The sequence below is a fragment of the Pseudomonas sp. NPDC089554 genome, assembly GCF_050280645.1.
Classification (GTDB): domain Bacteria; phylum Pseudomonadota; class Gammaproteobacteria; order Pseudomonadales; family Pseudomonadaceae; genus Aquipseudomonas.
Genome location: NZ_JBNNVR010000002.1, coordinates 101,949 through 116,589, shown reverse-complemented (window position 1 = coordinate 116,589; position 14,641 = coordinate 101,949). Strand labels below are relative to the sequence as shown.

Here is a 14,641-nt window from a genome sequence, read left to right as displayed (position 1 = left end):
TGTGCTGTATGCTCATACAGTATTTCACCGTAGGTTATTTCGCAACAGCGGGTAAGTCGGAAAGCGCATATGACCGTTTGCGCAGGATTTGTTCCCTGGGATCAACTCGGTACCTTGAGGCCGGTCTGGGCCTCGGGTGGCAAGGGCTGGCGTATCAGTGTCAGGCTCAGCAACATGCCGGCAATGATGCACAAGGCGATGCAGGCGAGCGCGACGAGGAACGCGTGGGTGATCGCGCCGGGGTCGCTGCGCATTCCAAGGCTGCTGTAGAACACGCCACCGATCACCGCCACGCTCACCGCAGTACCCACCTGCAATGCCGAGCTGGCGATGCCGGCGATCATGCCAGAGTAAGCGGGAGCCACCCGCCCGGTAATGATTCGCATGAGGGTCGGCAGCCCGAGCCCTTGGCCGAACCCAATGCTGAACAGCAGCAGGGCCAGCGCCGCAGGGTTCGGATAGGCACCCTGCGCCGTGGCCATGATCAGCCCCAGCATGCCTAGCAGCCCCAGGGCCTCTAGCCCCATCCCAAGGGGGTTTACGTAGGCCCCGAATGCGCGCCTGAACAGTGGCGTTGACAACGGCCCAAGCAAATACCCGACGCCGAACGGCAGGAACACCAGGCCGGCGCCCAGCGCATCGACCTGCAAGGCGCTTTGCAGGTAAATCGAAAAAAGCAGAAAGAACGGTGCGATCGCGTAGAACAGCAGGGCAATCACCAAGGCACGAACGAGCCCAGGTGCCTTGAGTGCGCGTGGGTCCAGCAACGGCGCGCCGCCCATGTGGCCCAGGCGGCTTTCGTAACGCCAGAACATCACCGCCAGTGGCGCTATCGCGGCCAGGGACGCCCAGGCCCAGAGCGGCCAGCCTGCTTCCCGGCCCTCGATGAGCGGGACGATCAGTGCGCCCAAGGTCAAGATCGACAGTGCCATGCCGCCCAGGTCGAGTTTGTTGGCGTGGCGGGCGCGGGTTTCCTTGAGCAGGGGGATGCCGAACAGCAGCACCAGCGCGGCGATCGGCAGGTTGACCAGGAAAATGCTGCGCCAGCCCAGCCCCAGCAGGTCCAGTGAAATCAGCGTGCCGCCCAATGCCTGGCCGACCACTGAAGCCAGCCCGAACACCGCACCATACAAGCTGAGTGCCAGCGGTTTCTCTGCGTCAGGGAAGATCGCCTGCACCGAAGCCAGTGCCTGTGGCGCCATGATCGCCGCCGTCACGCCTTGCAGGGCGCGCCCGGTGATCAGTGCCCAGGGTGACCAGGCCAGGCCGCAGAGCACCGAAGCCGCTGCGAAGCCGATCAGGCCCAGGAAGAACATGCGCCCGCGACCATAGAGGTCGCCCAGGCGGCCGCCGGTAATCAAGGTGACGGCGTAGAGCCCTGCATAGATGGAAATGACCAGCTGTTCGGTAGCGGCGCTTGCGGCCAGGTCAGCCCTGATGGAAGGCAGGGCGACGTTGATGATGAAGAAGTCCAGCGGCGGCAGGAATGCACCGACCAGCAGGATCGCGAACATTGCCCATCGGCGAGGCGTGGGCAGGGAAACGGCTTCCTGGGACATGCAGGGCCTCCATGGATAAAAAGGGGCGTGGGGGATCGATCAAGGTGCGCATCGCGCGTGAGTAACGTGCGATGCGCCAGGCGTGGTTGCCGGTGTTTTCAGTTGCGCTCGAATTTCTCCGGGCCAGCGGTAGGCTTCCAGTTCGCCAGGGGCGTCAGGAAGTGCAGCTCGAAGCGGCGTGAGGTGAATCGCCATTGCCCGTCGCGGCATTCGAAGCGGTCGTGATAAAGGCCGCTGACCTGCACGGGGCCTTGCGTGAGGTCATGGAACAGGCAGTCTGCCGCGACGGTGCCGGTGGCGATGTCGCCGTCGATGTGCAGCAGAGGGTTGGCCATCCAGTGATGCATGTGCGGCATCTTTTTCCAGTTCCGCTGCGCCATGGCGAGTATTTCGCCGGGGTTGGCGCCGGCGCCGAAGCCGGGCAGGTCCAGTGTCGCGTCTTCATGCCAGAGGGTTTGCAGCAAGTCGCTGTCCATCAGGTCGAAGGCGTTGGCATAGCCGGAAATCAGTGTCTCGATCGCCATGCGGCTTTCCAGGGCGTGCAGGCGTGCGGTCAGGGTTTCGATGTTCATGGCAATGTCCTTCGGTAGGGTTCGCAGGTGGGGTGTCGCTTGCGGGGCCATTCTGCGAGCCGTGTGCTTGCGGCGGGACTGCCATTGCTGCATCTTCGCCGTTCATTTTTGTACGAGGTGCGCCATGGACTGGAATGACTTGCGGGTATTCCTGGCGATCGCGCGTGCCGGTTCGCTGGGGGCGGCGGCCAAGCTGCTGGGCGTCAGCCACCCGACCGTGGGGCGGCGCTTGCATGTGTTGGAGCAGGCCAGCGGGCAGGTGTTCTTTCGCCGGACCGCGTCCGGGCTGGTGCTGACCGCCAGCGGCGAGCGGATTTTCGAGCTGGCCGAAGCCATGGAGCGCAATGCGTTGACCATCGAGCGGCGCCTGGCTGGAGATGACGACCAGGCCGAAGGCCTGCTGCGCATCGCCTCGGCCGACTGGTTCGCCAGCTACGTGCTCGGCCCCGTGCTGGCCGAACTGGTTCGCCGCCACCCGCTGATCGTGCCCGAGATCATCGCCGGGCATCGCCTGTTCGACCTGACGCGCCGGGAAGCGGATATCGCCTTTCGGATCATCCCGTTCACCGAGCCCGACATCGTGCAGAAACGCCTCTGCACCTTGCCTTATGGGCTTTACATCGCAGCCGGGGCCAGCGTCGAGCCGCATGCGCAAGGCGAGGGTGTCGGGCTGATCCTGATGAACACCGCGCAGGCACATTATCCCGATGTGACCTGGTTGCAGGAGCGCTACCCTGCGGCCAGGACGGTATTCACCAGCAGCAGCCGCACGGTGCAGGCGCGCATGTGTGCGCTTGGGTTGGGTATTGCCGTGTTGCCGCGTGCCTTGGGTGACCAGCTACCTGCACTCAGGCGGGTGGAAGTGGAGCAGGCGCCTCCAGGTCGCGATATCTGGATGGGCTACCACCAGGACATGCGGCACATGGACCGGCTGCGTGCCCTGGCCGACCTGGTTGCAGAAATGATTGACTGATCGGTCATTCGGAATCCCGAACAATTCTTACAAAGTTTGTTCGGTTTTCCGGACGATTATCGGCATAATCCCCTTGTGCGCGACCGGGCAAGCGCTACGGGTCGGAATTGACAAACACCGATCCTGTTCCCATAGTGAGTTACCGCAAACGTTTGCGATCCGATAAAAACCACAAGATTCGGAGTTACTTCCATGAAAGTACCGTTCCCCGGTCGCCTCCTGGCTGTCGCTGTTCTCTCCACGCTTTCCTTTGCTCTGCCACTGTCCCAGGCCCATGCCGAAGACAAACCCAAGGTCGCGCTGGTCATGAAATCCCTGGCCAACGAGTTCTTCCGCACCATGGAAGACGGCGCCAAGGCCTACCAGAAAGAACACCCCGACGATTTCGAATTGGTCGCCAACGGCATCAAGGACGAAACCGACACCAGCAACCAGATCCGCATCGTCGAGCAGATGATCGCCACCGGCGCCAAGGCCCTGGTCATTGCCCCGGCCGACTCCAAGGCGCTGGTGCCGGTGATCAAGAAGGCCATGGACGCCGGCGTCACCGTGGTCAACATCGACAACCGCCTCGACCCGGACGTGCTCAAGAGCAAAGGCATCAGCGTGCCCTTCGTAGGGCCTGACAACCGCAAGGGCGCACGCATGGTCGGTGACTACCTGGCCCAGCAGAAGCTCAAGGCCGGTGACCAGGTCGGCATCATCGAAGGCGTGCCCACCACCACCAATGCCCAGCAGCGCACCGCCGGCTTCAAGGACGCGATGGAAGCGGCGCAGATGAAGATCGTCTCGGTGCAGTCGGGCAACTGGGAAATCGACAAGGGCAACGCGGTAGCCGCCTCGATGCTCAACGAATACCCCGACCTCAAGGCGCTGCTGGCCGGCAACGACAGCATGGCCCTGGGCGCGGTGTCCGCCGTGCGCGCCGCCGGCAAGACCGGCCAGGTGCAAGTGGTGGGCTATGACAACATCAATGCCATCAAGCCGATGCTCAAGGATGGCCGCGTGCTCGCCACCCTCGACCAGGCCGCTAGCCAGCAGGCGGTGTATGGCATCCAGGCGGCACTGAAAATGGTCAAGGGCGAGAAGCCTGATGTCGATGCCGACAACGTCATCCAGACGCCGGTCGAGCTCATCACCAAGCCTTGATACCCGCAAGAACAGCAGGAGTGACGGCCATGTCAGCGACGGCCAATGAAATCGTGCTCGCGGTCAGCGGGCTGGGCAAGACCTACGCCCAGCCTGTGCTCGGCGATGTCACGTTGAGCTTGCGCGGCGGCGAGGTGCTGGCCCTGACCGGTGAGAACGGTGCCGGCAAGAGCACCTTGTCCAAGCTCATCAGCGGCCTGGAAGTGCCCACCACCGGGCAGATGACCTACCGCGGCCAGGCCTATGCCCCCGGCAGCCGCAGCGAGGCCGAGCGCCTGGGCGTGCGTATGGTGATGCAGGAGCTGAACCTGCTGCCGACCCTGACCGTGGCCGAGAACCTGTTCCTCGACAACCTGCCCAGCCGCGCCGGCTGGATCAGCCAGAAGCGCCTGCGCCAGTTGGCCACGGCAGCGATGGCACAGGTTGGCCTGGATGCCATCGACCCGGACACCCCGGTGGGCGAACTGGGCATCGGCCACCAGCAGATGGTGGAAATCGCCCGCAACCTGATCGGCGACTGCCATGTGCTGATCTTCGACGAACCCACCGCCATGCTCACCGCCCGCGAGGTGGAGCTGCTGTTCACCCAGATCGAGCGCCTGCGCCAGCGTGGTGTGGCCATCGTCTATATCTCCCACCGCCTGGAAGAGTTGCAGCGGGTGTCGCAGCGCATCGCCGTGCTGCGCGACGGCAAGCTGGTGTGCGTGGAGCCCATCGCCCGCTACGACAACAACCAGTTGGTCAGCCTGATGGTGGGCCGCGAGGTGGGTGAGCATATCGACCTGGGTCGCCGGGAAATCGGCGCGCCGTTGCTCAAGGTCAACCAGCTCAGCCGTGGCGACAAGGTGCGCGAGGTGTCGTTCGAGGTCAGGGCAGGGGAGATCTTCGGTATTTCCGGCCTGATCGGCGCGGGCCGTACCGAGCTGCTGCGCTTGATCTACGGCGCCGACGCTGCCGACAGCGGCAGTATCGAGCTGGGGCGGCCACTCAAGCCCGTGAATATCGACTCGCCCAAGGCCGCCGTGCGTGCCGGCATTGCGCTGATCACCGAGGACCGCAAGGGCGAAGGCCTGCTGCTGCCGCATTCGATCAGCGCCAATATCGTGCTCGGCAACCTGGGTGCGGTGTCCCGCGCCGGGGTGCTCGACGCCGAGGCCGAGCAGGCCCTGGCCGAGCGGCAGATCAACGCCATGCGCATTCGCAGCGCTGGCGCCAGCCAGGCGGTTGGCGAGCTGTCGGGCGGCAACCAGCAGAAGGTGGTGATTGGCCGCTGGCTGGAGCGCAACTGCCAGGTGCTGATGTTCGACGAGCCTACCCGTGGCATCGACGTGGGCGCCAAGTTCGACATCTATGGCCTGCTGGCCGAGCTGGCTCGCCAGGGCAAGGCCTTGCTGGTGGTGTCCAGCGACCTGCGCGAACTCATGCTGATCTGCGACCGCATCGCCGTGCTCTCCGCAGGCCAGTTGATCGACACCTTCGACCGCGATACCTGGAGCCAGGACCAGATCCTCGCCGCCGCCTTCGCCGGTTACCAGAAACGTGACGCACTGCTGCACGAAGCAGCTCCCAGGATGGACGTATGAAAACCCCTTCCCTCGACACCGCCGGCAGCCGCCCGGCACGCCGCAGCGGCACCTACTACGGCCTGGGTACCTACCTGGGCCTGGCCGGGGCGCTGCTGGCGATGATCGTGCTGTTCTCGTTCCTGAGCAGCCATTTCTGGTCGTACAACACCTTCAGCACCCTGGCCAACCAGATCCCCGACCTGATGGTGCTGGCGGTGGGCATGACCTTCGTGCTGATCATCGGCGGTATCGACCTGTCGGTCGGCTCGGTGCTGGCCCTGGCGGCGTCCACTGTGAGCGTCGCGATTCTCGGCTGGGGCTGGAGCGTACTGCCCGCCGCGCTGCTGGGCATGGCCATCGCGGCATTGGCCGGCAGCATTACCGGCAGCGTCACCGTGGCCTGGCGCATTCCGTCGTTCATTGTCTCGCTGGGCGTGCTGGAAATGGCCCGGGGCCTGGCCTACCAGTTCACCGACTCGCGCACCGCCTACATCGGCGATGCCTTCGCCTGGTTCTCCAACCCCATCGCCTTTGGTATCTCGCCTGCGTTTCTCATTGCCCTGGCGGTGATCGTCCTCGCCCAACTGGTGCTGACGCGGACCGTGTTCGGCCGCTACCTGATCGGCATCGGCACCAACGAAGAGGCGGTGCGCCTGGCCGGTATCGACCCGCGCCCCTACAAGATCGGTGTGTTCGCCCTGATGGGGCTGCTCGCGGGCCTGGCTGCGCTGTTCCAGATTTCGCGCCTGGAGGCTGCCGACCCCAATGCCGGGTCCGGCATGGAGCTGCAAGTGATCGCCGCCGTGGTAATCGGCGGCACCAGCCTCATGGGTGGGCGCGGCTCGATCATCAGCACCTTCTTCGGCGTGCTGATCATTTCCGTGCTGGCCGCAGGCCTGGCGCAGATCGGCGCTTCCGAACCCACCAAGCGCATCATCACCGGGGCGGTCATCGTCATCGCCGTGGTGCTCGACACCTACCGTAGCCGGCGCGCGAGCCGGCGGACCTGACATCATGGCTACCATCAAAGACGTTGCGGCACTCGCAGGCATTTCCTACACCACGGTTTCCCATGTGCTGAACAAGACCCGGCCAGTCAGCGAGCGGGTGCGCCAGAAAGTGGAGGCAGCCATCGCCGAACTGGACTACGTGCCCAGTGCCGTGGCCCGTTCGCTCAAGGCGCGCAGTACCGCGACCATTGGCCTACTGGTGCCCAACAGCGTCAACCCGTACTTCGCCGAGTTGGCGCGGGGCATCGAGGATGGCTGCGAGCGCAACGGCTATTGCGTGATCCTGTGCAACTCCGACGACGACCCGAAGAAGCAGCGCAGCTACCTGCGCGTGCTGCTGGAAAAGCGTGTCGACGGGCTGATCGTCGCCTCGGTGGGTGAAGACCGCGACCTGCTTGAAAGCCTGAGCAATGTGCGCACCCCCATGGTCATCGTCGACCGCGCCCTGGACGGCGTGAACGCCGACCTGGTGCGCATCGACCACCAGCAGGGCGCCTACCTGGCGACCCGCCACCTGCTCGAACTGGGGCACCGCGATATCGCCTGCATCGGTGGGCCGATCGACACCGGCGTCAGCCAGCTGCGCGTGGCCGGTTTCCGCCGCGCCATGGCCGAAGCCAATGTGACGGTGGCCAACGACCGCGTGCTGCACAGCGATTTCACCAGCCCCGGCGGCCATGCCGCTGCGGCGCGCCTGCTCGAGGGCGAGCAGCGGCCTACGGCGATTTTTGCGGGTAACGACATGATCGGTTTCGGCGTATTGCGCGCTGCTGCCGAACGCAATATCGACGTGCCTGGCCAGCTGTCGGTGATCGGCTTCGACGACATCGAACTCAGCCGCTACATCTACCCGCCGTTGACCACGGTCGGCCAGTCGATTCGCGAGCTGGGCGAGAGCGCTGCGCAATTGTTGCTGTCGCGCATCGCCGCCCCCCAGGGTGGTACCGAGCAACGCATCGTCGCGCCGCGCATCGTGCTGCGCGAATCCACCGGGCCACGCCCGGACCTGTTCACTGATTACCGCTAAGGAATACCCATGCATGCCAAGGTCGTAGTGGTCGGTAGCCTCAACATGGACCTCGTGGCCCGTGCCGATCGCTTGCCGCGAGGCGGCGAGACGCTCGCCGGCGACAGTTTCTTCACTGTGCCCGGCGGCAAGGGCGCCAACCAGGCGGTGGCCGCTGCGCGCCTGGGCGCCAGTGTGGCGATGGTCGGCAACGTCGGTGACGATGCCTATGGCCTGCAGTTGCGCCGGGCGCTGGAGGTGGAGGGCATCGATTGCCAGGCAGTGACGGCCTGTGCAGGGGTGTCCAGTGGTGTGGCACTGATCGTGGTGGATGCCGCCAGCCAGAACTCCATCGTCATCATTCCGGGGGGCAATGGCCTGCTCAGCCCTGAAAGCGTGCAGCGTTTCGATGCCTTGTTGCAGAACGCCGAAGTGGTCATCTGCCAGCTGGAAGTGCCGCCCGCTACCGTCGCCTGGGTACTGGCCCGAGGTCGTGAGCTGGGCAAGACAGTCATCCTCAACCCTGCGCCGGCCAGTGGCCCGCTACCAGCGGACTGGTTCGCCCATATCGACTACCTGATCCCCAACGAAAGCGAGGCCGAGGCGCTGACCGGGCTGTCGGTGAACGACCTTGAGAGTGCCCGCAAGGCCGCAGAACAACTGCGCCAGTTGGGTGCCGGCAAGGTGATCGTAACCTTGGGCGCCCAGGGTGCGCTGTTTGTCAGCGAGGATGGCAGCCAGCATTTCCCAGCCACGCCGGTGAAGCCGCTGGACACCACCGCTGCTGGCGACACCTTCGTGGGCGGCTTTGCCGCTAGCCTGGCGCGCGGGCTGGAGGAGGGCGAGGCGATCGTCTGCGGGCAGCGCGCCGCTGCGATTTCCGTTACCCGGGCTGGCGCCCAACCCTCGATTCCCTACCTGGCGGAGTTGGCCGAATGAAGAAGACCGCACTGCTCAATATTGCCCTGTCGCGCACCATCGCCGGGCTTGGCCATGGCGACATCCTGGTGATCGGCGATGCCGGGCTGCCGGTGCCGCCGGGCGTTGAATTGATCGACCTGGCCGTGACGCCGGGTATTCCCGACTTCGCCAGTGTGCTGCGCGTGGTGCTGGCCGAGATGCAGGTGGAACGGCATGTGCTGGCCGAGGAGATCTTCCAGGCCGGGCCGCCGGGGCTCGCTGAGGTCGAGGCCTTGCATGGCCAGGGCCTGCTGGGCCAGCGCCAGCGTTTGCGCCATACCGAGTTCAAGGTGCTGAGCCAAAGGGCCAAGGCGGTGGTGCGCACGGGGGAGTGCCAGCCTTACAGCAATATCGCATTGGTGGCGGGCGTCACCTTTTAGCTCAAGTGGCCGCTCCCACAGGAGGGAAGTTGCCCTTTCGTTTATCAATCACAAGGCAACAAGGAGTGTTGAATGCTGATCCAAACCGCCAAACGTTTGCTGCAAGGAGCCATCCTCATGTCTACCCTCGCAGCCGCCGCCATCCACGCCGCCCCCCGTGACCTGATCATCGACACCGACCCCGGTGCCGACGATGTGGTCGCGCTGTTCCTGGCCATGGCGTCGCCCGATGAGTTGAAGATCCGCGCCATCACCACCGTGGCCGGCAACGTTCGTCTCGACAAGACCTCACGCAACGCCCGCCTGGCGCGGGAATGGGCGGGGCGCGAGGATATCCCGGTGTACGCCGGTGCTGGCCGCCCGCTGGTGCGCACGCCTATCTACGCCGCCGACGTGCATGGCGAAGAAGGCCTGACCGGCGTGCCTGTGCACGAGCCCAAGCAGGGGCTAGCCAAGGGCAATGCCGTGCAGTATCTGGTCGACACCCTCGCCAACGCCGAGCCGCACAGCGTCACCCTCGCCATGCTCGGCCCGCAGACCAACCTGGCCCTGGCGCTGATCCAGCAGCCGGACATCGTCAAGGGCATCAAGGAAGTGGTGATCATGGGGGGCGCGCATTTCAATGGCGGCAATATCACTCCGGTTGCCGAGTTCAACCTGTACGCCGACCCGCATGCTGCCGAAGTGGTGCTGGGCAGTGGCGTCAAGCTCACCTACCTGCCGCTGGACGTGACCCACAAGGTCATCACCAGTGATGCGCGCCTCAAGCAGCTGGCGGCCGTTGGAAATGGCGCGAGCCAGAAGGTGGTGGACATCCTCAATGCCTACATCAAGTACGACATGGACAAGTACGGCATGACCGGCGGCCCGGTGCACGACGCCACCGTCATCGCCTACCTGCTCAAGCCTGAGTTGTTCAGCGGCAAGCAGATCCACATGACCGTCGACAGCCGCGAAGGCCCGACCTTCGCCCAGACCGTGGCCGACTGGTACGGCGTGCTCAAGCAGCCGGCCAACGTGATGTGGATCGAGAACGGCGATGCCCAGGGCTTCTTCGACCTGCTCAGTACGCGCTTGGCTCGATTGAAGTAGCCTCGTGTGACGCGTAGCGCTCGAACACCTGGTCGATGAAGCTGCGCGCTGCCTCGTTGCCGCGGTCGCGCACCAGCAGGTCGATGGCGATCAGAAGCAGTTCCTCGGGGGTGCCAGGGCTGTAGGCGCTCTGGCCCTCGGCCCATTTGACCTTGATGTCGGCGTCGATGCTGTGGTTGCTCATGGAGGGTACTCGCTGCGGGGCCGGATGTCGGTCGAACACCGCTCCTGGCGTTCGCAGGGGAGGCAAGGCGCGCTCCACATCTTCGAAGTAAATCATGCCTTTGCGTCGGTTGCCCTGCGACTTAAGAATAAGCAGCGCCGGTGGCCTAACCATCGGTGCGGTGCAAAATTCCGACACGATTGCCTTTGGCCTCGCCGTGCTGGATCAGGCAGACTTGAGCGGTTTTGCAACAAACTGTTGGTGGAACGGTCGGATAAGACAGTTCCCGAAATCGATTAGGAGGATTCATGTTCCGTACCCGCGCTTCCCTGGCGACCCTGCTGGTGGCTGCTGTCCTGGCTGGTTGCAGCACTGGCGGCTCTTCGGGTGGCGATAAAGCCGCGCCGCAAGCCCCGGTCGCCAACGATGGCCGCTGCAATGCCAGCGGCGCCGATTTCGCCATCGGCAAGCCGGGCACCCCGGAGCTGCTGGAGCAGGCGCGCAAGGCTACGGGCGCGCAAATGGCGCGTATTCTTCACCCGCATGACGTGGTGACCCTGGAGTACCGCTCTGATCGCCTGAACCTGAATGTCGACGAGCAGGGCAAGGTGAGCCGCGTCAACTGCGGTTGAACTGGCCACGCAGCGCTGAACCCCGCCCATAAAAAAACCCGCCTGTGAAGGCGGGTTTTTTACAGCTTTATCCGAATTACTCCGGACGAACCTGCGCAGCCTGCATGCCTTTCTGGCCTTTTTCAGCCACGAAGGAAACAGTCTGGCCTTCTTTCAGGCTCTTGAAGCCGTCGGATTCGATGGCCTTGAAGTGAACGAAGAGGTCGTCGCCGCCGCCTTGTGGGGTGATGAAGCCGAAGCCTTTCTCATCGTTGAACCATTTGACGGTGCCGGTTTGGCGATTGGACATGAGGTGAATCTCCAGAAACGTTATTTATTCGATGTGCGATGTCGCCGAGGCTTCGTGCACCCGTGACATCATAGTCTAATTCTTCGTACATAGCGCTCTTTACCTTAGCCATATAGTGATCCAGAGCAAAGAAGGCGCTGTCGTTTAGGCTCGTCGGGTCATCATTTTGGCTTGCAGGCGGCCTGCACAGCGGCTTGCGCGCGCTGCATCAGCTTGGCGTCAACGCCGTCCTTGCTGTCCAGGTCCAGGATCTCCTTATCGGTGAAATTCTTTTTGATGGCTTGCGCGCCGCAATCGCAGTGCTTTTTCGCAGTCGCTGCGTCCACGCCTTGGCCGCTGGCTACCTGCGTGCATTGGGTCATGTAGGCGGCCTCCTTCCCTGGGGGGAAGTTGCCCGCGTTGGCCGCCAGTGGCAGCAGCAAGGCCCCGACAGCGGCCAGGGGCAGAAGAGACTGAAGTCGCATAACCAGACACTCCTTGGGTTAGGTCTCATCAAGAGTAGGATGCTTCAGAAGGTCTGATAGGAATTTTCCCGCACAAGTTCACCGCAGCGGCGTAATTTCCAAATATTTCTGCGTGCTCTACAGCCCGCGTGCTAGCATGCTCGGCTTGCGGTTCACCCTTGCTGCCGCATTTTCCCAGTCACTCTGGTTCGTCCCTGCATGGCCGAAAGGCTTCTGCCACTGTGAGGCAGGCTTTCCTCCGGGAAAGGCAGGTCGGATCTTGTACTGGCTCATCCCAACCCACGTGACCTTTGGTAGGGGTCACCACTAGGAGAGGAGGCGCCATGCCCATTATTACTCTTCCCGATGGCAGTCAACGCACGTTCGACCAGCCAGTATCCGTAGCCGAAGTCGCTGCCTCCATTGGCGCAGGCCTGGCCAAGGCCACCCTGGCCGGCAAGGTCGACGGCAAGCTGGTCGACGCTTGCGACAAGATCGACCACGACGCCACCCTGCAGATCATCACTCCTAAAGATGAAGAAGGGCTGGAGATCATCCGTCACTCGTGCGCCCACTTGATCGGCCACGCCGTGAAGCAGCTGTACCCGACCGCCAAGATGGTGATCGGCCCGGTGATCGACGAAGGCTTCTATTACGACATCGCCTACGAGCGTCCTTTCACCCCGGATGACCTCACCGCCATCGAGCAGCGCATGCAACAGCTGATCGAGAAGGACTACGACGTCATCAAGAAAATGACCCCGCGCGCCGAGGTCATCGACGTGTTCACCTCCCGTGGCGAAGACTACAAGCTGCGCCTGGTCGAGGACATGCCGAACGAGCAGGCCATGGGCCTGTACTATCACGAAGAATACGTCGACATGTGCCGCGGCCCGCACGTGCCGAACACCCGCTTCCTCAAGGCATTCAAGCTGACCAAGCTGTCCGGCGCCTACTGGCGCGGCGATGCCAAGAACGAGCAGCTGCAGCGCGTCTACGGCACTGCATGGGCCGACAAGAAGCAACTGGCCGCCTATATCCAGCGCATCGAAGAAGCCGAAAAGCGCGACCACCGCAAGATCGGCAAGCAGCTCGACCTCTTCCACCTCCAGGAAGAAGCCCCGGGCATGGTGTTCTGGCACGCCAACGGCTGGACCATCTACCAGGTGCTCGAGCAGTACATGCGCAAGGTCCAGCGCGAGAACGGCTACCTCGAGATCAAGACCCCGCAGGTCGTCGACCGCATCCTCTGGGAGCGCTCCGGCCACTGGTCGAACTACGCCGAGAACATGTTCACCACGTCCTCGGAAAGCCGCGACTTTGCAGTGAAGCCGATGAACTGCCCATGCCACGTGCAGGTGTTCAACCAGGGCCTGAAGTCGTACCGCGACCTGCCGCTGCGCCTGGCCGAGTTCGGCGCCTGCCACCGCAACGAGCCGTCTGGCGCGCTGCACGGTATCATGCGTGTACGTGGCTTCGTGCAGGACGACGCGCACATCTTCTGCACCGAAGAACAGGTGAAGAAGGAAGCCGCCGACTTCATCAAGCTGACCCTCGACGTCTATAAAGACTTCGGTTTCACCGACGTTGCCATGAAGCTCTCCACCCGTCCGGCCAAGCGTGTCGGTTCCGAAGAGCTGTGGGACCGCGCCGAAGGTGCCCTGGCCGACGCCCTGAACGAGTCGGGCCTGGAGTGGGAATACCAGCCGGGCGAGGGTGCGTTCTACGGTCCGAAGATCGAGTTCACCCTGCGCGACTGCCTCGGCCGTAACTGGCAGTGCGGTACCCTGCAGTACGACCCGAACCTGCCAGAGCGGCTCGATGCCAGCTATATCGCCGAAGATAACAACCGTAAGCGCCCGGTCATGCTGCACCGCGCCATCCTCGGTTCGTTCGAGCGCTTCATCGGCATGCTGATCGAGCACTACGCCGGCGTGTTCCCGGCTTGGCTGGCGCCGACCCAGGCGGTGATCATGAACATCACCGACAAACAGGCCGATTTCGCCCTCGAGGTGGAAAAATCCCTGAACGGTAGCGGTTTCCGTGCCAAGTCCGACTTGAGAAATGAGAAGATCGGCTTTAAAATCCGCGAGCATACTTTGCTGAGGGTCCCGTACCTTTTGGTTATAGGGGACCGCGAAGTCGAAACGCAAACCGTCGCTGTGCGCACTCGCGAAGGCGCCGACCTGGGCTCGATGCCGGTCGCGCAGTTCGCTGAGCTGCTTTCGCAAGCGGTTTCCCGGCGTGGTCGCCAAGAATCGGAGTAATGACTATTAAGCGTGAAATGAGAAACGATAAACGAACTGCCCCGAAGGCCCCGATCAACGAGAATATCTCGGCACGCGAGGTTCGTTTAATTGGCGCCGATGGCGAGCAGGTTGGCATCGTCTCGATTGATGAAGCGCTGCGCATCGCTGATGAAGCGAAGCTGGATCTGGTGGAAATCTCCGCTGACGCCGTCCCACCTGTCTGCAAGGTGATGGACTACGGCAAGCACCTCTTCGAGAAGAAGAAGCAAGCCAACGAAGCGAAGAAGAACCAGAAGCAGATCCAGATCAAAGAAATCAAGTTTCGTCCAGGGACGGAAGAAGGGGATTACCAGGTAAAACTACGCAACCTGGTACGTTTCCTTACCGATGGGGACAAGGCCAAGATCTCTCTGAGATTCCGCGGCCGTGAGATGGCCCACCAGGAGCTGGGGATGGAGCTGTTGAAGCGGGTTGAAGCTGACCTGACCGAATACGGCACCGTCGAACAGCATCCTAAGATGGAAGGACGCCAGCTTATGATGGTCATCGCTCCCAAAAAGAAGAAGTAATCTCCCGGGCACGGCAGGCCTGATGATTAT

16 protein-coding genes are annotated in these 14,641 nt (G+C 63.1%); 11 read left to right on the top strand and 5 right to left on the bottom strand.

Going from position 1 to position 14,641, the window contains the following annotated elements:
• Window positions 1–101: 101 nt before the first annotated feature.
• Both ACQKPE_RS01415 and ACQKPE_RS01410 read right to left on the bottom strand, forming a co-directional pair.
• Window positions 102–1,559 carry an MFS transporter gene (locus tag ACQKPE_RS01415; RefSeq protein WP_427662984.1) on the bottom strand — a complete coding sequence of 486 codons (1,458 nt, stop codon included), beginning with the start codon at window positions 1,557–1,559 and terminating at the stop codon, window positions 102–104.
• A 98-nt stretch (window positions 1,560–1,657) separates the two neighbouring features.
• Window positions 1,658–2,131, bottom strand: a complete 474-nt coding sequence (locus ACQKPE_RS01410; RefSeq protein ID WP_427662983.1) for a nuclear transport factor 2 family protein — start codon at window positions 2,129–2,131, stop codon at window positions 1,658–1,660.
• A 124-nt stretch (window positions 2,132–2,255) separates the two neighbouring features.
• Between ACQKPE_RS01410 and ACQKPE_RS01405 the strand changes: the two genes are divergently transcribed.
• The 8 genes from ACQKPE_RS01405 (at window position 2,256) to ACQKPE_RS01370 (ending at window position 10,266) form a co-directional block, all read left to right on the top strand.
• A complete protein-coding gene (locus ACQKPE_RS01405; RefSeq protein WP_427662982.1) occupies window positions 2,256–3,104 on the top strand; it encodes a LysR family transcriptional regulator in 849 nt (282 codons plus the stop codon).
• Between the two features lie 192 nt (window positions 3,105–3,296).
• A complete protein-coding gene (locus tag ACQKPE_RS01400; RefSeq protein ID WP_375097777.1) occupies window positions 3,297–4,253 on the top strand; it encodes a sugar ABC transporter substrate-binding protein in 957 nt (318 codons plus the stop codon).
• 29 nt (window positions 4,254–4,282) lie between these two features.
• The gene (locus ACQKPE_RS01395) at window positions 4,283–5,836 is read left to right on the top strand and encodes a sugar ABC transporter ATP-binding protein (RefSeq protein WP_427662981.1); all 1,554 of its coding nucleotides are present in this window, start codon (window positions 4,283–4,285) and stop codon (window positions 5,834–5,836) included.
• Window positions 5,833–6,828: an ABC transporter permease gene (locus ACQKPE_RS01390; protein WP_427662980.1), complete on the top strand. Its 996-nt coding sequence runs from the start codon at window positions 5,833–5,835 to the stop codon at window positions 6,826–6,828. Before ACQKPE_RS01395 ends, ACQKPE_RS01390 begins: the two co-directional genes overlap by 4 nt.
• Window positions 6,829–6,832: 4 nt before the next feature.
• On the top strand, window positions 6,833–7,855 hold the full coding sequence (locus ACQKPE_RS01385; RefSeq protein ID WP_427662979.1) for a LacI family DNA-binding transcriptional regulator: 1,023 nt from the start codon (window positions 6,833–6,835) through the stop codon (window positions 7,853–7,855).
• 9 nt (window positions 7,856–7,864) lie between these two features.
• Entirely contained in the window at window positions 7,865–8,773 is a 909-nt protein-coding gene (rbsK, locus tag ACQKPE_RS01380; protein WP_427662978.1) for a ribokinase, read from the top strand.
• Window positions 8,770–9,174 carry a D-ribose pyranase gene (gene rbsD / locus ACQKPE_RS01375; protein ID WP_427662977.1) on the top strand — a complete coding sequence of 135 codons (405 nt, stop codon included), beginning with the start codon at window positions 8,770–8,772 and terminating at the stop codon, window positions 9,172–9,174. The genes rbsK and rbsD overlap by 4 nt, the downstream gene beginning before the upstream one ends.
• Before the next feature lie 72 nt (window positions 9,175–9,246).
• Window positions 9,247–10,266 carry a nucleoside hydrolase gene (locus ACQKPE_RS01370; RefSeq protein ID WP_427662976.1) on the top strand — a complete coding sequence of 340 codons (1,020 nt, stop codon included), beginning with the start codon at window positions 9,247–9,249 and terminating at the stop codon, window positions 10,264–10,266.
• Here ACQKPE_RS01370 and ACQKPE_RS01365 read toward each other — a convergent pair.
• Window positions 10,238–10,450, bottom strand: coding sequence for a hypothetical protein (locus tag ACQKPE_RS01365; RefSeq protein ID WP_427662975.1), 213 nt, complete (start codon window positions 10,448–10,450; stop codon window positions 10,238–10,240). The two genes, ACQKPE_RS01370 and ACQKPE_RS01365, sit on opposite strands and share 29 nt — an antisense overlap.
• A 287-nt stretch (window positions 10,451–10,737) precedes the next feature.
• Here ACQKPE_RS01365 and ACQKPE_RS01360 point away from each other — a divergent pair, with 287 nt between their 5' ends.
• The gene (locus tag ACQKPE_RS01360) at window positions 10,738–11,061 is read left to right on the top strand and encodes an I78 family peptidase inhibitor (protein WP_427662974.1); all 324 of its coding nucleotides are present in this window, start codon (window positions 10,738–10,740) and stop codon (window positions 11,059–11,061) included.
• Between the two features lie 76 nt (window positions 11,062–11,137).
• On the opposite strand, the gene ACQKPE_RS01355 is transcribed toward ACQKPE_RS01360, so the two are convergent.
• Window positions 11,138–11,350, bottom strand: a complete 213-nt coding sequence (locus tag ACQKPE_RS01355) for a cold-shock protein (RefSeq protein ID WP_003179963.1) — start codon at window positions 11,348–11,350, stop codon at window positions 11,138–11,140.
• A 161-nt stretch (window positions 11,351–11,511) separates the two neighbouring features.
• Window positions 11,512–11,814, bottom strand: a complete 303-nt coding sequence (locus ACQKPE_RS01350) for a hypothetical protein (protein WP_427662973.1) — start codon at window positions 11,812–11,814, stop codon at window positions 11,512–11,514.
• A 323-nt stretch (window positions 11,815–12,137) separates the two neighbouring features.
• On the opposite strand from ACQKPE_RS01350, the gene thrS reads away from it, so the two are divergent.
• Both thrS and infC read left to right on the top strand, forming a co-directional pair.
• Window positions 12,138–14,060, top strand: coding sequence for a threonine--tRNA ligase (gene thrS / locus ACQKPE_RS01345; protein WP_427662972.1), 1,923 nt, complete (start codon window positions 12,138–12,140; stop codon window positions 14,058–14,060).
• On the top strand, window positions 14,060–14,611 hold the full coding sequence (infC, locus tag ACQKPE_RS01340; RefSeq protein WP_427662971.1) for a translation initiation factor IF-3: 552 nt from the start codon (window positions 14,060–14,062) through the stop codon (window positions 14,609–14,611). Before thrS ends, infC begins: the two co-directional genes overlap by 1 nt.
• Window positions 14,612–14,641: the final 30 nt, after the last annotated feature.